This is a genomic window from Lentibacillus halodurans (genome assembly GCF_900112045.1).
GTDB classification, from domain to species: Bacteria; Bacillota; Bacilli; order Bacillales; family Amphibacillaceae; genus Lentibacillus; species Lentibacillus halodurans.
Map to the genome: position 1 here is coordinate 63,556 of NZ_FOJW01000011.1, position 20,169 is coordinate 83,724.

Annotated in this window: 19 protein-coding genes; 2 read left to right on the plus strand and 17 right to left on the minus strand. The window is 40.2% G+C overall.

The features are described from left to right. Positions 1 to 85: 85 nt before the first annotated feature. Entirely contained in the window at positions 86 to 1,120 is a 1,035-nt protein-coding gene (locus BM195_RS13350) for a glyceraldehyde-3-phosphate dehydrogenase (RefSeq protein ID WP_090239191.1), read from the minus strand. 200 nt (positions 1,121 to 1,320) lie between these two features. Here BM195_RS13350 and BM195_RS13355 point away from each other — a divergent pair, with 200 nt between their 5' ends. After that, a complete protein-coding gene (locus tag BM195_RS13355) occupies positions 1,321 to 1,818 on the plus strand; it encodes a GNAT family N-acetyltransferase (RefSeq protein WP_090239423.1) in 498 nt (165 codons plus the stop codon). 826 nt (positions 1,819 to 2,644) lie between these two features. Here BM195_RS13355 and BM195_RS13360 read toward each other — a convergent pair. The 15 genes from BM195_RS13360 to citZ form a co-directional block, all read right to left on the minus strand. Then, the gene (locus BM195_RS13360) at positions 2,645 to 3,583 is read right to left on the minus strand and encodes an alpha/beta fold hydrolase (RefSeq protein ID WP_090239194.1); all 939 of its coding nucleotides are present in this window, start codon (positions 3,581 to 3,583) and stop codon (positions 2,645 to 2,647) included. Between the two features lie 192 nt (positions 3,584 to 3,775). Further along, positions 3,776 to 4,399 carry a TetR/AcrR family transcriptional regulator gene (locus BM195_RS13365; protein ID WP_211772930.1) on the minus strand — a complete coding sequence of 208 codons (624 nt, stop codon included), beginning with the start codon at positions 4,397 to 4,399 and terminating at the stop codon, positions 3,776 to 3,778. A 439-nt stretch (positions 4,400 to 4,838) separates the two neighbouring features. Next, complete coding sequence (locus BM195_RS13370) at positions 4,839 to 5,507, minus strand: lysozyme inhibitor LprI family protein (RefSeq protein ID WP_090239201.1); 669 nt, start codon at positions 5,505 to 5,507, stop codon at positions 4,839 to 4,841. A gap of 116 nt (positions 5,508 to 5,623) precedes the next feature. After that, a complete protein-coding gene (locus BM195_RS13375) occupies positions 5,624 to 6,037 on the minus strand; it encodes a RidA family protein (protein WP_090239204.1) in 414 nt (137 codons plus the stop codon). A 421-nt stretch (positions 6,038 to 6,458) separates the two neighbouring features. Further along, the gene (locus BM195_RS13380) at positions 6,459 to 6,788 is read right to left on the minus strand and encodes a 6-aminohexanoate hydrolase (RefSeq protein WP_090239207.1); all 330 of its coding nucleotides are present in this window, start codon (positions 6,786 to 6,788) and stop codon (positions 6,459 to 6,461) included. Continuing rightward, positions 6,781 to 7,017 (minus strand): helix-turn-helix transcriptional regulator, encoded by a 237-nt coding sequence (locus BM195_RS13385; RefSeq protein ID WP_090239210.1) that lies wholly within the window; start codon positions 7,015 to 7,017, stop codon positions 6,781 to 6,783. Before BM195_RS13385 ends, BM195_RS13380 begins: the two co-directional genes overlap by 8 nt. Before the next feature lie 444 nt (positions 7,018 to 7,461). Continuing rightward, on the minus strand, positions 7,462 to 8,061 hold the full coding sequence (gene coaE, locus BM195_RS13390) for a dephospho-CoA kinase (protein WP_090239213.1): 600 nt from the start codon (positions 8,059 to 8,061) through the stop codon (positions 7,462 to 7,464). Positions 8,062 to 8,075: 14 nt separating this feature from the next. Next, the gene (gene mutM / locus BM195_RS13395; protein WP_090239216.1) at positions 8,076 to 8,903 is read right to left on the minus strand and encodes a DNA-formamidopyrimidine glycosylase; all 828 of its coding nucleotides are present in this window, start codon (positions 8,901 to 8,903) and stop codon (positions 8,076 to 8,078) included. A gap of 12 nt (positions 8,904 to 8,915) precedes the next feature. Then, positions 8,916 to 11,555, minus strand: a complete 2,640-nt coding sequence (gene polA / locus BM195_RS13400; protein ID WP_090239220.1) for a DNA polymerase I — start codon at positions 11,553 to 11,555, stop codon at positions 8,916 to 8,918. Between the two features lie 70 nt (positions 11,556 to 11,625). Then, positions 11,626 to 13,008: a two-component system histidine kinase PnpS gene (gene pnpS, locus BM195_RS13405; protein ID WP_090239223.1), complete on the minus strand. Its 1,383-nt coding sequence runs from the start codon at positions 13,006 to 13,008 to the stop codon at positions 11,626 to 11,628. Further along, positions 13,005 to 13,700: a response regulator transcription factor gene (locus tag BM195_RS13410; RefSeq protein ID WP_090239226.1), complete on the minus strand. Its 696-nt coding sequence runs from the start codon at positions 13,698 to 13,700 to the stop codon at positions 13,005 to 13,007. The genes pnpS and BM195_RS13410 overlap by 4 nt, the downstream gene beginning before the upstream one ends. 226 nt (positions 13,701 to 13,926) lie before the next feature. After that, on the minus strand, positions 13,927 to 14,403 hold the full coding sequence (locus tag BM195_RS13415; protein ID WP_090239230.1) for a MaoC family dehydratase: 477 nt from the start codon (positions 14,401 to 14,403) through the stop codon (positions 13,927 to 13,929). A 204-nt stretch (positions 14,404 to 14,607) separates the two neighbouring features. Next, positions 14,608 to 15,546: a malate dehydrogenase gene (gene mdh / locus BM195_RS13420; RefSeq protein WP_090239233.1), complete on the minus strand. Its 939-nt coding sequence runs from the start codon at positions 15,544 to 15,546 to the stop codon at positions 14,608 to 14,610. A gap of 14 nt (positions 15,547 to 15,560) precedes the next feature. Continuing rightward, positions 15,561 to 16,832: an NADP-dependent isocitrate dehydrogenase gene (gene icd, locus BM195_RS13425; protein WP_090239237.1), complete on the minus strand. Its 1,272-nt coding sequence runs from the start codon at positions 16,830 to 16,832 to the stop codon at positions 15,561 to 15,563. Positions 16,833 to 17,128: 296 nt separating this feature from the next. Then, positions 17,129 to 18,241: a citrate synthase gene (gene citZ, locus BM195_RS13430; protein WP_090239240.1), complete on the minus strand. Its 1,113-nt coding sequence runs from the start codon at positions 18,239 to 18,241 to the stop codon at positions 17,129 to 17,131. A gap of 387 nt (positions 18,242 to 18,628) precedes the next feature. On the opposite strand from citZ, the gene ytvI reads away from it, so the two are divergent. Then, positions 18,629 to 19,735, plus strand: coding sequence for a sporulation integral membrane protein YtvI (ytvI, locus tag BM195_RS13435; RefSeq protein WP_090239243.1), 1,107 nt, complete (start codon positions 18,629 to 18,631; stop codon positions 19,733 to 19,735). Here ytvI and BM195_RS13440 read toward each other — a convergent pair whose 3' ends face one another. Then, entirely contained in the window at positions 19,736 to 20,125 is a 390-nt protein-coding gene (locus BM195_RS13440; protein WP_090239248.1) for an FxsA family protein, read from the minus strand. Positions 20,126 to 20,169: the final 44 nt, after the last annotated feature.

Sequence of the window (20,169 nt, forward strand, 5' to 3'; positions counted from 1 at the left end):
CATTATCTGACATTAAAAAAGATTGACGCATATTGTGTTTGTAATGGTCAATCTTTTCTTATTTAACATTTATTGTTTGCTGCTATCATGAAATTCCCACTTGTTTCTCCTGACTCATATAGCTTCCGACGTGTCTGGCAAGGTCTACCACCCGTCTGGAATAGCCCCATTCATTATCATACCAGGCCAAAACCTTAATCTTGCTGTCTTCCATCACCATGGTTGATAATCCATCAATAATAGCGGAATAGCTGGTTGTCGTATAATCAATGGAAACAAGCGGTTCATCGCTGTATTTAATAATTCCATTTTGTTCATGCTCCGACGCATTCCGGAAAATGCTGTTGATCACTTCAGCTGATACAGATTCTTCCACATCAATGACTAGGTCAACCAGTGAAACATTTGGTGTCGGAACTCTTAATGCCATACCATGCAATTTTCCGTTCAAATGCGGGAGTACCTTTCCAAGCGCTTTCGCTGCCCCAGTCGATGTGGGAATAATCGATTGGGTGCATCCGCGGGCACGCCGTAAATCTTTATGCGGATTATCTAGGTTTTTTTGATCGTTCGTAAACGAATGAACCGTGGTCATCAGGCCATTGACAATTGTGAAATGATCATCCAGCACTTTAACGACCGGTGCCAGGCAATTGGTCGTGCAGGATGCATTAGAAATGACATCATCTTCTTCCGGACGATAGGTTTGTTCATTCACACCCACGACGATTGTGTTATCAACCTGCTTACCCGGAGCTGTAATGACAACTTTTTTGGCCCCCGCCAGAATATGCTGTCCAGCGTCTTCTTTTGTTTTAAACTTGCCTGTTGCCTCGATGACAATATCAATCTCATGTTCTTTCCATGGCAATTTTTCCGGTTCACGTGAACTAACAAGATTAATTGGTTTCCCGTTCATTTTCAGACCGTTATGGAGTGCTTTCACTTCTCCGTCAAACATACCGTGAATACTGTCATACTTGATTAAATGTGCCAGTGTTTCGGGAGGATAATTGGCATTTATTGATACAACCTCTAGTTCATGATCGTTGACCGCCTGACGAAAAACCATTCGCCCTATACGGCCAAAGCCATTGATGGCAATCCGGGTTTTCCTCATTTTCCATCCCCCAATTTATGTTATACTTTTTATCGTTTTGTTATAATTAGTATAACATATTGAAATGAGAATGTGCTAAATTTTAACGAGAAAACTTGCTTTAATTAAAAGATACTATGAACAGTTATGTTAAAATTAATTCAGAAATGTATAAATTATTGTGATTCAAGGAATCATCACGTATGGAGGGGTGGCATAAATTGAATGTTACGATCGCTAAACCGCAAACAAAGCATGCAAAGGCTATTGCTGCTATTTGTTCATCGGGCTGGAAACAAACAGTGGAAGGTAAATTGAGCGAAGAATACCAAATACAAAATATTGTCTACTGGTATAACCATGAACGGGTGGTTCATGACATACATAATGGGGCTTATACATTTACTGCACTAATCGATTCGAAAGTTGCCGGTGTAATTGGCGGCGGAATGATCGGACCGAATGCAGGAGAGATATTTGTGCTCTATGTAGATGAAACATACCGGTATAAAGGAATTGGAAGACATCTGCTTGAAGTACTGACTCAAAAACAAATGATCAGTGGTGCTGCAGAGCAATGGGTGTCAGTCCAGAAAGGGAATCAGCTGGGCATCCCCTTTTACGAAGCAAGAGGCTTTAAATGTCATGGAAGAAGGGTGACAACCACCGAAACTGGTGAGAAGAAAGTAGCTCTACGGTATTCGAGACAGGTTCGTTAATCACTTTTTTTATCTGGGGCTGTCACTAAATCTATTAAAAAATTAATTATGGCCCTGCTTAGCTATTGGAAGAGATAAAGAAAGTCTTAATTGAAACAATTGGTTTACTAGGTTGAGGAGATATTCTATTCGAGCAGCTAAACGGAAGTTAGCTATTATAATGCGTCAGTAGTATTTTAGAAATAATATGGAACCCTTACTCAGAAAATTATTACCGGAAATACTTGAGTAGCATTTCAGTCATAATCCTGCTACTTTATTACTTGAAAAAGGAAGGAGTGCTGATCAGGAGCTGAGGTTATGGCGGGGGTGTTTCGTTCCTTGTTCGTTCTGACTCTTCACCCAAAGGAAATGGGAGGGGTTTATGACAAGCTGGGGATTTGGAAAAGAGTTCGCCGCTCGGACAACAAAGGACCTCCTGGCACTTCCTTATTCTAGAACAATTTAAGTGTTTACGTCATCGTCACTGGTATTCGGGTTGGCTATTGAACTTCCGCAATGGTCTTCTGCAGTAGCGTTTCCATATTTCCCAAAAGCGTCCGTAATGGAACGAACCGTCACTTAGATTGGTAGGTTTTCATGATATACAGGTATTTTAGGATTAAGGAAAAGCTTATGGTTTTAGCCCATATCAGATATAAATAACTTGCCAAGTGACGCTCTTCCTTAATGAGTTTTAAAATAGATTTTTTACAATTTCAGAGATATTTCTGTTCTATGACACCCTACAAGCTTAAGTACCAAAGAATCCAAGGATGTTTGCAACCATCCCACAGTTTTGTTTGTACTAAGAAGGTTATCACCGTTTTTATTCAATTGTAATTTTTCAAGCATTTTTACTCAAGTCGAGTAAGTTCCAGATTGCTTCGACTACATCATCTGGACAATCCGTGTGGATCGTGGTATGTCCAGCATTTTTGAGTATACGATGCTCCCCACGCGGAACTGAATTTGCAAATTTTTTATAGGTTGTATTTTTTACATTATTGAATGGATCAATAGTCTCACGCAGGAATGATTCACTCGTGATCGGCGTCATGAATGGATCGATCCCCATCGCTGAAAACACGATCAACGGGATATTTGGCATCTTTCCTCCTTTACGTACCTCTTCATAGACCTCGCTGTTCAAGTTTTTCCTTTCTGTAATTGTTTTCGATAATGTCCCAAGATGATATTCAATCAGCGGTTCACGTATCGAATCTGGCCACTTTGCAAACATCTGATCGAATAAAACACGAAAGGACCGCTTGTAAGTTAGGAGTGTCCGAAGGATAGTAAAACCCTGCTGAACGATGTAGCGTTTTTTTAACTTTGGTGTATTGGTGAGAAAGTCCTCGTGAGGCGGTTCTAGCAAAAGCATCCCGGCTACCTCATCTGGAAATCGCTGGGCGTAGCGACGTGCGTATATTCCACCCAACGAGTGGCCGACGAACAGATAGGGAGCTGGTATACCAGCGGTATGCAAAAGACTCCGCAATTCATCAGTAACCTCAAGGGCACTTCGAGGTAGCTTAACCTGATCGCTCCAGCCCGTTCCCGCTCGATCATAGATCACTGATGTTGTACGCTGACTAATTTTATTGTGAATATTCAGATAATCAAGCCCGACCATGCCGGCCGCCGGTATAAATACTACTGATGGACTTCCAGACCCAGAGCGGTCGAGTAACAAGCGTCGTCCTTCCACATTGTAGAAACATCCAATCGGCGATTCACTACTTTGGGATTTATCGCCTTGGTGTTTGTTTGTATAATTTTTCATCCGAGACCTCCAATAGTTATTATTTCTCATACTCTTGTATCAGTGTGAATAGCACTTCAAAAGAACCAGATGGTGCCCGCAACAATCTCGCTACGATCACAAAAAAGCTCGGGCCCTCCGAAAAATGTCTCATGGGACCACATATAACCCCCCCTTGCCCTACTAGGAATTACAGCGGAGATAGGGATTAATTCATTTATAAAAAACTTTCCTGAGTTCATTAAGGTAACCATCAAGTTCTGCAAGAATATTGTCATAATCCAATTCAGTGATTTCTAAATTTCTAATATCCTCCAGTATCTGATTTGTAAAACCAATATTCGCCCAAAAAATAATCTGTTTGCATCTTTCAACGTCCAGCCCTTCTTTGAATTTAGATTCATCAACTATTTCAAACATTGTCGCATGGCATAAAGATTGTTTTCCGTTAACTCTTTCTTCCAGCTTTTTATTCACTTCATCAGACTTAGTAATCGCAGTAATTTTAATAAATTCAAAAATCCAAGGATGCTTTTGTAGTAACTCAATCTGGAGAAGATATGATTGCCGCAGCCTTTCAAAAATATCTTTTTCGTTAAAATTCATTAAATCAAGATATTCTTTATTAATCATGTCAGTGCAGTAATCATAAAGAAATAGAAAAAGATCCTTTTTACTATTTACGTAGTGGAACATTAACCCCTTTGAAATCCCAGACTCTTTTGCAATAACATTTGTCGAGGCATCATCAAATCCCTTCGTGGCAAATTCCTTTAATGCTGCATTTAAAATAACATTCCTTCTTTTGGGTTCCAGATCCAAAATTTTAGATAGCATGATAATCACCTTTTATGTATTTGAATTTACCTATTAGATCAATTTTATTATAACTGTTTTTACCTGTTAGGTCAATACACATAGCTTTAAATTATCCGATTTTCTCGGTATAAATTAAATCCGGTCTGTTTTTCTTGGCTCAAGAAGGTGGAATTTACGTTTTAGGGTTCGATAGACTAATTTTTCCAACACAAACAAACGTCCACGTCTAGGCTGCACGTTTTTAAAGGTTAAAAATATCGGTTAAATAATGCCTTTATGCTACCTTACAAGCGCTACACAGCAATCTGCATGTCGAATGAAATATATAATATTATTCCACAATCTGGCGCACGATCGTTTAAGTACATTTTTCACAAACTATACTGCCATCTTCACACTGGCTCAAATCACTGGTAAAACTTTAATGAAAAATAAATTATAGCATAGTTTTGAAATATTACTTCATATAATTTGCGACTAACTTATAGCACCTTTCTTTTGTAAGACTGGCTTGGGTAGCCACATATTCTAATGATTCTGTTGAACCACCTTCATATTCTAGTGATGCTTTTTTAGCAGCTTCATCTCTGTGTTCTACCCAATTCCTCTGTTCTTTTCTTAATTTATCCATCTGTTCTGTACTAAGCTGTTCTTTCAACACTCCATAAATTTCATTCAATGCCTTATCCCAGTTTTTATATCTTTCCTCCTCTTGTTCCTCCATATCTGATATTGTCGTTTTAGCCTCTGCGTTTTTGTCTGATTCTTCCATTCTATTCAGTTTATTGAGATATTCTTCTTTCTTATTTTCAGTAACGTCATCGTCACTATTACCGGACGTCAATGACTTTCCATCATTTGAATTTGCAGATGTATTTTCAGAAGTGTCTTCTTGGTCATGTATATGGGTGTCGTCCGTATCTTCTGAAGAATTTTCCGTTCTATTTTTATCTGTATCCTTTGAGCTTTTATTCGATAAGTTGCCATTTGCATTTTGCGTCGTACTTCTATCCAGTGACTTGTTACTCGAATTAGCATTTGACTCCTCAGATGCATTCCCGCAAGCAACCAATACAACGAATATTACTGTTAACATTACCATTAAAAATTTATGATTATTTTTCATTAAAATACTACCTTTCTCCTATAATCTGGCTCTATAAAACAATAGTGAAGGCACTTTATTCCTGGTAAGCTCCTTTCATCGAAGAACATTTCAAACTGTCAAATTTAAGATAATGGTCATTGTGAAAGTTTCTCTAATGCTGCTACGGCTTCGATTTCCACTAATTGATTTGAATATCCTAACACTGTCACGCCAGATAAGGTGCTTGGCACATCATGATTACCAAACTCACTTCTTATTGTTTCCCACGCAGTTACAAGATCTGTACGATTTTGAGATGCTACAAGAACTCTCGTATATACAACATCATCCAACGAAGCATTACACTCCTTCAATGCTGTTTTTAATTTCTCAACACAGGTTTCAGCCTGAAGCTCATAATCATTTGGATTAAGTATTTTTCCATCTTTATTAAGAGGACAGGCACCTGCTAGGTATAGTAAATCCATTCCAGATGGTACTCGACTGGCATATGCGTAATCAGTTTGAGCTAAATCTGCTGAATGAATAAGTGATATTTTGTTGTTCATTATCATTCTCCCTTCCTTTGCAGTTCCCTTCCATTCATGATTATTCTGATTAGCTACTACGGTAATGGCTTCTAACGATTTCCAATAAGAAACAGTAACACCATATCCTTTATCATCTCTTGTGCTTTCAACATCAATAAATCTAGGTTCTTTTTGCTAACTTGATCATTTTTTCCGCTGTATTTTCATACCCCATTGAATCTTGTTCTGATCTTTGGGAAGTTAGTACAACTGCATAATACATATTTATTATTTTCTCTCCCAGATTCAGACTTAATTTAAAGGTTTAGCAAACTTATTTATTACTCGTTTGCCTTTCTTCATTATCTGGCCCATATATTCAGTTTTTACCAACTTTTATTCCAGATAGGCGCCCGTTTATTCAGCTAACAATACATTTTAAAACGGCGGTTTTTGCGAATTACTCAAAATCTCTTCGATATAGTATAAAAGCATAGATTGCACCAACTAAAAATACGATCCCTTGAAATAAAATAAAGAATTGACGAAAGTATTCTATATCACGATTAACTGATAAAATAAATGTCGCGTTGATAATAAGCTGTGTCGTAAACATACAGGAAATAATTTTAAGATGTATTGCATTTGTTCTTTCATCAAGCTTACCAAACTTGTTACCAATATACACAAGCACAAATAATGATCCTAAATATATCACTATAGTCAATCCCACAATGATATTGAAATTTCGTGAGCTCTCCAGCATCCAGTTATTTAACATTTCAATCATCTTTTTCATCCTTTCTTACATATGAAAATATCTCATTAACATCCACTCCAAAAAAATTAGCTATTCTAAAAGCTAATACAAGAGAAGGAGAATAATTGTTCTTCTCCATAACAAAAATCGTTTGCTTAGAAACGCCGACAGAATCAGCCAATTCTTTTTGCGACATTTTTCTTAAAACCCTATGTTCGTATACTTTATTTTTAATGTAATCATCAAAGTCTTCTTTCAAAGTCAACACCTTCCTTTTTTGCTTGATACATTCATTATAAATCATTCTTTTATAAAAGTAAAGTTAAGTTATATAAAATATAATATTTATTATATGAAAGATAAGTAAAGTTAAATTGAATGCCATATATGTATTTCATTCAAAACCAAAGGAATAAAAAAAGGTTAGGTTCCTGCTTAGAATCTAACCCCTTCCGTGTTAAATTATTCAATCCATTATTTAATAAGTCTTACTCAACAATATGTCCAGGTTCGTTGAACACAAGACTGGGCAATGGTTATGAACCAGTTCCTCTTTTTATTGTTCTATGTTTTCACAAGATTTAGCTCCAGAAAGAATAAACATTTTTCTCAGCGTCTACTATTAATGTTGACAGTATTGCTGAATGAATGTTGTCCTTTCGCTGAACGCAGCATATTGCGCCTCTCTGGCGAAAGTATCACGTCACACTACATCCCATTCCCGTAACAATGTTTCAAGCTGTTGATAAGCGTTACGTTTTGATCTGTTATTATCAATAACCGCATCAGCCAATTCCGCTTTCTTTTTGACCGGCAATTGTGCGTTAATCCGCTGATAGGCTTCTTTTTCTGAACAGCCATCACGTTCCATCAACCGCTCCAGCTGTACTTGTTCATCGACATAGACAACAACTGTTTTATCTGCAAAGTGCGTCAGTTTGCTTTCAAATAGCAGTGGTATATCCAGCACGACACTCTTCACACCGGTTCCAACATAATTATCTCGTTTCTTAAGCATTTTTCCCCTGACGGCGGGATGCACGATGGCGTTTAACTGCTTGCGTTTTTCCTCATTGCCAAAAACGATGGCACCTAATTTTTTCCTGTCGATTGATTTGTCACCCCGCAATATTGTTTCACCAAATGTATCGACAATCTGACTATATGCTTTTTCGCCGGGCATGACAACTTCGCGTGATATTTTATCCGCATCAATGACCGGAATATTGAAATCATCGAACATTGATGAAACAGTGCTTTTGCCGCTTGCGATGCTTCCGGTCAGTCCGATTACTAGTGTCATGTGCAGTCCTCATTTCATTGTTTTTGGCACGAGACACAAACGTGCGTGCCTCGTCCGCCGATTTTCATTTTGACGATTGGCTTTCCGCATACTTTGCATGGTTCGTTTTCCTGTCCATAGACAAACAACTCCTGCTGAAACATGCCCATATCACCCTGGGAGTTAACATATGACCGTATGGTTGTACCACCCAGTGAAACAGCTTCCTGTAACGTGGAAATGGCTGCTTCCCAGATGGCCCTCACTTCTTTTTTCTTTAATTTATTGGCTTTCTTTAATGGATGGATGTTCGCCTTAAATAATGTTTCATCAACATAAATATTGCCGAGCCCGGCTACAACCGTCTGATCCAATAGCACTGATTTGATCAGACGGTCAGTCCTTTTCAGCCTCCGGTAAAAATAATCCACCGTGAATGTCTCATCAAATGGATCTGGTCCTAATTGGTTCAGCGGTTTATGGTTCAGCTCGTCACCTTTTTTAAATACATGCATTGTCCCAAACTTCCGCACATCATGATACCGGAGTTCTTCACCATTGCTAAACTCAAAAATGACGTGTGTATGTTTTTTCACCGGTTCCACTGACGGATGGACACTGTATTTCCCTTCCATCCGTAAATGGGATACAAGTACTGCATCATCCAGCTGGAATAACAGGAATTTTCCTTTTCGGGTGATGTCACAAATCGTCTGTCCGATTAAAAGATTCTTAAGTTGTTCAATATCATCAGGTTGTTTAATAATATTTGGCCAATATACAGACACATCTGATATCGTCTTATCAATGACAAATCGTTTTAACGTTTCTTTGATTGTCTCTACTTCTGGCAGCTCTGGCATGTCATCTTCCCCTTATTTTGCATCAAACCAGCTGTCACCATATTCATAATCGATCTTCAATGGTACATTCAAATCCACAGTGTTTTCCATGGTGGCTGGTACGATTTTCTTTAGTTGTTCAATCTCTTCTTTCGGTGCTTCCAGAATTAATTCGTCATGCACCTGTAAGAGTATCCGTGCTTCAAGTTTTTCTGATTTTAATGCTTCATGCAAATCGATCATCGCTTTTTTGATAATATCCGCGGCACTGCCCTGAATTGGTGTATTCATCGCTGTACGCTCAGCAAATGAGCGCCGGTTGAAATTCCGGCTCGTAATGTCCGGCAAATAGCGTCTGCGCTTCATTAATGTTGTCACATAGCCCTGATGCTTGGCTTCCTGCACAATATCATCCATATAAGCTTTCACACCGGGATAGCTTTCAAAATAACGTTCAATAAACTGCTTGGCTTCCTTGCGTGTGATGCCAAGGCTCTGGGACAACCCAAAATCACTGATGCCATAAACAATTCCGAAGTTTACTGCTTTGGCCTGCCGGCGCATATTGGCTGTCACGTCTTCTCTCTCGACATGGAACACATCCATTGCTGTCTGGGTATGAATGTCCAAATCGTTTGTGAACGCCTCAACCAGTTTTTCATCATTTGCAATGTGAGCGAGCACACGCAGCTCAATTTGCGAATAATCGGCAGCAAACATGATCCAGCCCTGCTTAGATGGAACAAAAGCCTCACGAATCTTGCGCCCTTCTTCCAGCCTGATCGGGATATTCTGCAAATTCGGATCGATTGAGCTCAAGCGACCGGTCTGGGTCAGTGCCTGATTAAAACGCGTATGAATTTTTTGGGTATCTTTGTCCACAACTTTCAGGAGTCCTGCAATATAGGTTGACTGCAGTTTGCCTAATTGGCGGTAGAGCAAAAGTTTCGGAATGATGTCATGCTCATGCTGCAGCTGTTCCAAAACATCTGCCGCGGTAGAATAGCCCGTTTTCGTCTTTTTGATGACGGGCAGTCCAAGCTTTTCGAACAGAATCGGTCCAAGCTGTTTCGGCGAATTTAAATTAAATTTCTCGCCGGCCAATTCGTATATTTCCCGTTCCAGATCATTCAGGCGCTGTTTTAAATCATCCCCCATTTCTTCGATCCGATCAGTGTCAACCAACACACCGGTATGCTCCATTTCCCCTAAGATAAGTGCAAGCGGCATTTCCAGTTCTTTCAGCAGTTCATGCTGTTGATTCGTTTTCAGCTGCTCTTCCATGGTATCTTTCAGCTGAAATAGCACGTTTGTTTTCCGGACAACATGTTCACTCAGCTTGTCCTGTCCAGGCACTTTCATTTTGGCACCTTTTCCATATACTTCTTCATCAAACAATACATCAGTTTTACCCATCCTGTGAGCAATAGCCGGGATGTCATGATTATTTTCAGCCGGGTTAAGCAGATAGGAGCTCAACAGCATATCAAATGTAATCCCTTTAATATGGATACCTTGATTTAATAAAGCCACAAGGGTTTTCTTGGCATCAAACACAACTTTCGAATTGCTGCTGTCTTCTGCCCATGTTTTAAAAGCTTCGGAATGAACGGCTTTGTCTGTTGGGATAAAATATGCATCAGTCGCATTCACTACACCGATTCCTTCAACCCTGCCATAATGATAATTTTCATCAAGCATTTCCAGCACCAATGCCGCTTTATGACCTAGCATCTCCTCGGTAACCTCATCGGCAATCGTATAATCGATGTTGCTAAGTTCTGCACGTGCTTCTGTGTCATCTCCAGCCTCACCATCAATCCGCCCCAGCAGTGATTGAAATCCTAAATCTTTGAAAATAGCACTGACTTCCGTTAGCGGATATCCTGCATATGTAATCTCATCCAGTGAAACGTCAATTGGTGAATCGCGGTTAATGATCACAAGCTTTTTGCTCATGAAGGCATCCTCTTTATGATTTTCCAGCTTTTCTTTTAATTTTTTACCGTTGACTTGATCAAGGTGTTCGTACACATTGTCCACTGTTTCAAACTGTTTCAGTAGTTTGGTCGCTGTTTTTTCCCCGATACCCGGCACACCCGGAATGTTGTCCGAACTGTCCCCCATTAATGCTTTCAGATCAATAATCTGCTCAGGTTTAATTTCCATCCTCTCCTGCATGAAAGAAGGTGTGTATGGTTCAATGTCACTGATCCCCTTCCTGGTCAAGTTCACTGTAACCTTGTCTGAAACAAGCTGCAGGAGGTCCTTATCACCGGAAATGACGGTGATATCCCATTTATTTTCCTGCGCCTGTTTGGAAAGCGTACCGATAATATCATCCGCTTCGTATAGATCAAGCTGATAATGTGATATTTTGAATGCATCCAAAACTTCTTTTAAAAGCGGAATCTGTTCCGACAGTTCCGGTGGTGTCTTTTGCCTGCCCCCCTTATAGGCCTGATATGTTTTATGGCGGAAAGTGGTTTTCCCAGCATCAAACGCTACCAGCATGTGTGTCGGCTTCTCGTCTTCCAAGATTTTCAGCAGCATCGTTGTAAAACCGTACACCGCATTCGTGTAAACACCCTTGTCATTATTCAATAACGGCAGCGCAAAAAACGCACGGTAAATGACACTATTTCCGTCAACCAATACAAGTTTATGGCTCATCTGAACGTTCCTCCGATCATACTTTATCATTAATCCTATTCTATCACAGTATAACAAAAAGCACCCTCCATTAAGAGGATGCCGGATCATTTTTGGGCAAATAGACATGAAAAGTCGATCCCTGATCTGGCTCACTTTCCACCGATATTTTCCCATCATGCACTTCAACAATATGTTTTACAATCGCAAGTCCAAGCCCAGTTCCGCCGGTATTTCGGCTGCGGGCCTTATCCACCCGGTAAAAACGCTCAAATATTCTGGGGATGGCTTTCTCGGGTATGCCAATTCCATTGTCTGATACCTGAATATGAATCATCTCACCTTCGTTATTTACCGTCAGATTCACTTCACCATTCTCTGGTGTGTAGCTGATCGCGTTGGTCAATAAGTTGATGATGACCTGTTTGATTCGTTCACCATCAGCATGCAGTGTTATGCCATCCTGCACGTCAGCCGTTACAGTAATTTCTCTTTGGTTTGCCCGTTGATCAATAACGGGTAAAATTTCACCGATGAGCAGGTTCATATCGACGACTGTCCTGATCAGTTTGAATTCATCTTTTTCAAGCTTGGATAATGTCAGCAAATCTTCAATCAGGCCTTGCAGCCGGGTACTTTCATCATTAATGATCGTCAAAAACCGGTCAAGTGATTCCTGATCATTTTTTGCCCCGTTCAGCAGCGTCTCCGCAAAGCCTTTAATGGATGTGATCGGTGTTTTCAGCTCATGCGAAACGTTAGCTACAAAATCTTTCCGCATCAATTCAAGTCTTTTCAGATGCGTAATATCATACAGCAGGAGAACTGCACCTTTCAACATGCCACGTTCATTAAATATAGGGGCTCCGATGATTTCAATGTATTTTTTGTTCACTCCTATGAACTGCTTAAAGGAATGGATGATATTTTTCTCATACAAAAAAGTCTGCTGAACAGTCTCGTGAATGGTTTCGTTCGCCAAAACATCGTAATATATATAGCCATGGTAATCATTGGATTCCCCGCCAAACATTGCTAAAAATTTACGGTTAACCAGATGAATGTAGCCTTTTTCATCAATTAAAACCAAACCGCTTTGGGTATTGTCGATCACGGTGGTTAGCTGTTCCTCCTGCACCTGCTCCTGTATTTTGAATTCACTTAAATTCCGCGCAAGAACATTTAATTTATTATTGAGTTCACCGATACTGCCACCAGCTGAATGGTGGATTCTTGTCCGATAATTTCCTTTAACGAGTTCATCCACTGTCTGGGATGCTTTTTTAACCGGTTTCATATATCTGTCATAAACATGCAGCATGATGACGAGCAGAATAAAATATTCCACAATTAAAATCGATACCAGAATGATATATTCCGTTGTCAACTGACTCAGAGCAATTCCCGTTACAGCAACCAGAAGAAGCAGAATGGCATGATAGGCCAGTAACGGTTTTGTAAATAAAGGTTTCATAATGTTGGATGCTCCAATTTATACCCAAGCCCCCGAACTGTTTTAATGTATGTTGGTTTTTTCGTATCCGGTTCAATCTTTTCACGCAAATGGCTGACATGAACATCAACGATACGGGTGTCCCCGACAAAGTCATAGTTCCACACTGCGCTTAAAAGCTGATCTCTTGAAAGAACTTTTCCTTTATGGGATGCAAGATAGTATAAAAGCTCAAATTCCTTCCGAGTAAACGTCAAAGGGTTTCCTTTTATGTCAGCTTCATAGCGATCAGGATAAATGGTTAAATCACCAATTTGTATTGTAGTGGCATTGGATTCCTCTGCCTTTTTAGCACGCCGTAAAATCGCTTTAACCCTGGCAACAACTTCTTTGGGGCTGAATGGTTTCGTCAAATAATCATCCGCACCAAGCTCCAGTCCCAGAACCTTATCAAATTCTTCATCTTTTGCCGTCAGCATCAGAATCGGTGTATCAATTTTGTTTGTACGTAAATGTCTGCAAACTTCCATACCATCCATTTCGGGAAGCATCAGATCAAGGATAATCAGATCATAATCATTATTTTCCGCCTTTTGAACAGCTTCATCACCATTATAGGCTTCATCTGTTTCAAAACCCGCCTGCTCCACATTGAATTTTACCAGTGTTACAATCGATGCTTCATCATCAACAATTAGAATCCGTTTCCCCATGGTAATCCCCATTTCTATGACAATTTAAGCTATCTTCATCTTACAACGAAACAGGGATAATGTGAACAGATGCAGATGTAAAGAAAAATTTACAAACGATGATGGCGCGCTATGAGCTTATATCTATTCTCAGTCGATATTTGCTACATTTGGCTGATTTATTTTATATTTAGTTGATATCCTGAATTTTTCGGTTGATATCGCTCAAATACGGTTGAAAATACTCTCAAAAGAAATTTTCCAGTGAACGTCCTGTCAGCGATTCAGGCTCATATGCAGGGCAAACATTGAGCTTTCCCTGTAAAACTTCATCGCCATCACTGTCAAAACCTATGACAGAGAGCGTTATTTCATGATGATCAACATCGACCGCAATCACTTCTAGTGTAAACTTCATTTCGGCATCATGAAATACCGGTTTGGGGAATGTCATTTCATGCTGGGTAATATGGCTGCCGGGTCCTGGCAGGTGCATTGATACCATGGATGACACCATACCGAAAAGCATGACAGACGGGACGACAGGTTGTTTATATGGGGTCTGGGAAGCATAATCATGCTGAATATAGAGCGGATTGGCATCATTGGTCAAACCTAAATATAATAATAATTCCTTTTCCTCAATAATGTGGGATGCGGTGTACGAATCACCAATTTGCAGATCATCAATTTTTTTGCCAAGCTTTCTCTTCTTGCCGAGCACAAGATCACCTCCAATTATGTAAGCGTTTTCTATTATAACAAATAATCATTATATCCGCTATTATAATTGAACTTTCACATAAGAAAAATTCAGGCCCAGTCTTTTCTGATATCGAATGAGCCTATTTCTTAAACTTAACGCTATTCCTAAAATGTAAAAAAGCTTCCCTCTGCACCAGCCGGCAAGGGGAAGCTTTTTAATGAATTACGATAACACATTAAGGACATTTTTAACGGAATCTGCTGATTTGTCCAATTGTGCTTTTTCATCATCGGTCAGATCAAGCTCGATAATTTCTTCGAGGCCATTTCCACCGATAACAGTTGGCACGCCAAGATAAATATTATTGTAGCCATATTCGCCTTCCAGATACGCGATTGACGGGAGGACGCGACGCTGATCTTTCAGGATTGCTTCTGCCATGACGGTCAAGGAAGCAGCCGGTGCGTAATAGGCACTGCCATTCCCCAGCAAACCAACTATTTCCCCGCCGCCTTTGCGGGTACGCTCGACTATTTCATCCAGACGGTCTTTGGAAATCAATCTTTCAAGCGGAATTCCACCTGCATAGGAATAACGGATTAATGGCACCATGTCATCCCCGTGGCCGCCGAGGACGAATCCTGTAATATCTTTAACGGACAAGTTTAATTCCTCTGCAATAAATGTGCGAAACCGTGCTGTATCCAGTACACCGGATTGGCCGATAACACGCTCTTTAGGAAAACCGGATTCCTTAAATACGGTGTAAGTCATGGCATCAACCGGGTTTGTCAATACGACAATGGTTGTATCCGGTGAATATTTGACGATGTCCTGTGTGACGGATTTCATGATTTCAGCGTTTGTATTGACCAGGTCATCACGGCTCATGCCAGGCTTGCGGGCGACACCGGCTGTAATGATGACGAGATCGGAGTCTTGCGTGTCTTCATAATTGGCTGTTCCGGTAACATTGGCATCAAATCCTTGAACAGGACTAGCTTCCTTCATATCCAATGCCTTTCCTTTTGTCGGGTCTTCCATGTCCGGGATATCAACAAGCACGACATCCCCGAGTTCTTTTTGTGCCATCATTAAGGCAGCTGTTGCACCCGTAAAACCGGAGCCGATGACGGATATTTTTTTGCGTTTAATAGCCATGTAAGTCCCTCCGATTAGTCCATATTTTTAATCAGTTCATCGCCGAATCCGCTTGTTTTCACTTCGGTTGCACCATCCATCATGCGCGCAAAGTCATATGTTACCACTTTGGATCCTATCGTTTTATCCATTGCTTTTGTGATCAGGTTTGCTGCTTCTCTCCACTCAAGATGTTCAAGCATCAGGACAGCGGAAAGAATGACGGAAGAAGGGTTAACTTTATCCATACCCGCGTATTTAGGAGCTGTACCATGCGTTGCTTCAAAAATAGCATGTCCGGTATCATAGTTAATATTCGCTCCTGGTGCAATACCGATTCCACCGACTTGTGCAGCCAATGCATCAGAAATATAGTCGCCATTCAAATTCATGGTCGCAACAACATCAAATTCTTTCGGGCGGGTCAGAATCTGCTGCAGGAAGATATCAGCAATGGCATCTTTGACAAGGATTTTGCCGGCAGCAACTGCTTCATCCTGTGCTTTATTGGCAGCATCTTTACCATCTTTTTCAACAATCCGGTCATATTCTGCCCATGTGAATACTTTATCACCATATTCTTCTTCGGCAACTTCATATCCCCATGCTTTAAATGACCCCTCTGTGAATTTCATGATGTTACCTTTATGTACTAAAGTAACACTTTTGCGTCCTTCGTTAAGTGCGTAATCAATAGCCGCTCGTACAAGACGCTTTGTCCCTTCTTCTGATACGGGCTTCACACCGATTCCGGAAGTTTCAGGGAAACGGATATTGTTGACACCCATTTCATTTTGCAGGAAGTCGATCACTTTTTTCACGTCGTCTGAGCCCTTTTGCCATTCGATTCCGGCATAAATATCCTCTGTGTTTTCACGGAAAATCGCCATATCCACATCTTCCGGATTTTTGACCGGTGATGGCACGCCACTGAAATAACGGACAGGACGCAGGCAAGTAAATAAGTCCAGTTCCTGGCGCAAAGCAACATTAAGAGAACGGATTCCGCCGCCGATTGGAGTTGTAAGCGGGCCTTTAATAGCTATTTTATACTCATCAATTGTTTTGAGTGTATCATCCGGAAGCCATTCGCCGGTTTTATCGTACGCTTTCTGTCCCGCATATACTTCTGTCCATTCAATTTGCTTTTCGCCATTATAAGCTTTTTCAACAGCTGCTTCGATGACTCTCTTTGCTGCCGCCCAAATATCCGGACCGGTCCCGTCACCTTCAATGAAAGGTACAATTGGACGATTTGGAACGTTCATCCTGCCATTTTCAACTGTGATTTTTTCGCCTTGTGTCATATAATAAATACCTCCTAATCATCTTCATACATTATCAGTTTACCATAAAATGAGACTTCAATCATTGGGGTTCATCTCCCAATGATTGTTAGTTAAATAAATCGTGCATTTACGAAGCAGTTGATTCCCCACTTATCCTTCCTGATTCACCCTAAGTACCGAAAAGGGATTTCATGCGGAGCAATACCCCTGCCACGATAGTTGCAAGCTCTCTAGAAAGATATTCCAATTAAACCAATGAAAAAAATCAGGATTATTCACGGTTTCTTCCAGATTAAACATTTACGAAAAACGCTTTAGCGATTTTCGATAGCCACATATTCCTGTGTATTAGGTCCGACATATTCAGCACGTGGACGGATTAAGCGATTATTGTCATATTGTTCCAGAATATGTGCAAGCCATCCGGATACACGGCTTATTGCAAAGATTGGTGTGAACAAATCATGATCAATACCCAGGCTGTGGTATACAGAAGCCGAATAAAAGTCCACATTGGCAGGCAGGCCTTTTTCTTCTTTTATATAATCTTCAATCTTTACAGACATGTTGTACCATTTTGGCTGTCCGGTTATTTTCGTTAATTCTTTTGACATCCGTCTTAAATGTTTGGCCCTTGGATCACCATTTTCATAAACACGATGTCCCATGCCCATGATTTTTTCTTTGTTGGCTATTTTTTCTTTGATGTATGGAATCGCATTTTCTTCTTCGCCGATTTCGGTGAGCATTTTCATAACGCGCTCGTTTGCACCGCCATGTAATGGTCCTTTTAAGGCACCGATAGCAGCTGTTATGCCGGAATAAATATCCGATAATGTAGCAACGCATACACGAGCTGTAAAGGTTGATGCATTCAGCTCATGATCGGCGTGAAGAATAAGCGCCTTGTTGATGGCTTCTTCCTCGACATCTTTCGGATCCTCACCATTTAACATGTACAGGAAGTTGGCAGCAAAACTCAAATCTTTCTTCGGTTTAACTGGTTCCTGTCCGTTACGTATACGTGCGAAAGCCGCTACAATAGTGGCTATTTTAGCCTGGAGGCGGATGGCTTTGCGTTTATTCGCGGCTTCATCCATCACATCTGCTTCTTCATCATATAAACCTAAAATGGATACAGCCGACCGCAATGCCGCCATCGGATGTACACTTGACAGATCATATGAGTGTAAATGGTCGATAACTGCATCAGGAATATTCATGTTAACTGCCAGGTCATCTTTAAACTCATCCAGTTCTGCTTTCGTCGGAAGCTTTAAATTCCATAATAAATAGACAACTTCTTCAAAACTTGAATTCTCTGCCAAGTCATCGATTTTATACCCGACATAAGTAAGCTGGTCATCGATTATCGAACTAATGGATGATTGAGTTGCGACAACCCCTTCAAGTCCTTTCGATGTCATAACAAACCCTCTCCTTTTTCTATGAATTGTTCATTAACTTAGGATAAAGTAATCAGTTATTACATTTGACAATATTCTAACAATAACATTGCCATCCCCATGGACAATTATAAAGTATAATTTGCCCAATGTGAATTGAAACCGATTAAATCCAGCAACATTTTTTGCAACGTCAGAAAATTTAAGTCGATGGATGACCTTATAAGAAAAAACTAAGGCTTTCACTATAATGGACTTGGTGAGAGCCAAGTTTTTCTAACATAATGAAACACGATATTATTTTTTACGCGCTATTATTCCGCAAATAACTGTCTTTAGTCTATTTTTCCGGTTTCTATCATATGTAACATAGTACAAGCATCATTTTGATAACCAGGGGGATTCCAATTGTACAGGCAAAAGATATACCAGCTTTTACGATTCTTTTTCGTGATATTATCTGTTATAGTCATATGTTTAACCTTAACATATGCCATTCCGTATATTTATCCATTTCTGCTGGCAGCATTACTTTCATTGTTTTTGAACCCTGTGGTCACGATATTGGAGAAAACATTCAGAATGCCGCGTGGTTTCGCTGCGTTCATTGCTATGGCGATTACTATTTCAGGTGTTATTGGACTGATTATCCTGCTCATTTCCGAGCTGATCCATGGAACGTCTTATTTAGCAGATATCATCCCGGATCATTTCCGTGCATTCGTTTTTATGATGGAAGAGTTTATTAACGGGCAGCTGCTGCCATTATATCATCATTTTGCTTCCTTTTTTCATACACTGAGTCCTGATCAGCAGGCAAGCATTAATGAAAGTATCAATCAGTTCATTCATCAGTTTGCAGCATTCGGTACTAATATTCTGAATACGCTTTTGCTGCAAATACCGCGTACATTGTCGCTCGTGCCTGGTTCCATCACCATTTTTCTATTTACTGTCATGTCAGCTTTTTTTATGACAAAAGATTGGCATATACTTATCACGAATGTAAAGAAAATGATTCCAAAAAATGTACTTCATACAAGCAGCAGTGTTTGGAATCATTTACAAAAAGCTTTCTCCGGATTTATGAAAGCTCAATTAATTCTTATTTCGGTTACATCCTTGACAATATTAGCCGGACTTTTATTGATTCAAGTAGATTTTGCATTAACAATTGCACTATTTGCAGTGTTGGCCGATATGCTTCCCTTCATCGGAACAGGCATTATTTTTATTCCTTGGATCATTTATCTATTTTTGTCAGCCGACTATTCCATGACCATTGCTTTAACCATTTTATATATGTTCGTCGTCGTTCAGCGCCAGTTACTGGAACCGAAAATCGTTTCAGACAGGGTTGGGTTGAATCCGCTCGCAACACTTGCGGCCCTTTTTATTGGTATCCAAATATGGGGAGCCTTTGGATTGTTGATCGGACCATTTCTAGTCATACTTGGAAATGCCTTTTATCAAGCAGGGGTCTTCCAGCAAATGGCACGATTTATTAAAGGCTGATTACCATCTGCGGTAAATAATAGTGCTTTTCTCTGCCCATGTTCGTAAAAGCTTCTCCAGCACTCGTTTAAAAGGATTCCGAGTAAACGGAAGCACTAAAGTAAAGCCGGCTATATCAGTAACAAACCCAGGAGCAAACAGAAGAACGCCGCCAACAAAAATGCAAATACCATCAATGATCGCTTCACCTGGAGGCTGTCCATTGTTTATCAAGCTCTGTGCCCTTTTCCATGCTTCGAAACCTTCTTTGCGTGCAAGTGATACACCTGCAACACCGGTTAAAATGATCAATCCAACTACCCACCATGGGCCAATAATGCCGCCAGCCCAAATGAACACACCTATTTCAATGGCAGGTACAATGATGAAAGCAAGCAGTAACCACCGCATCAAATGCTCCCCCTTTTATCTGATTTGAATTCGGATTTTCCAAA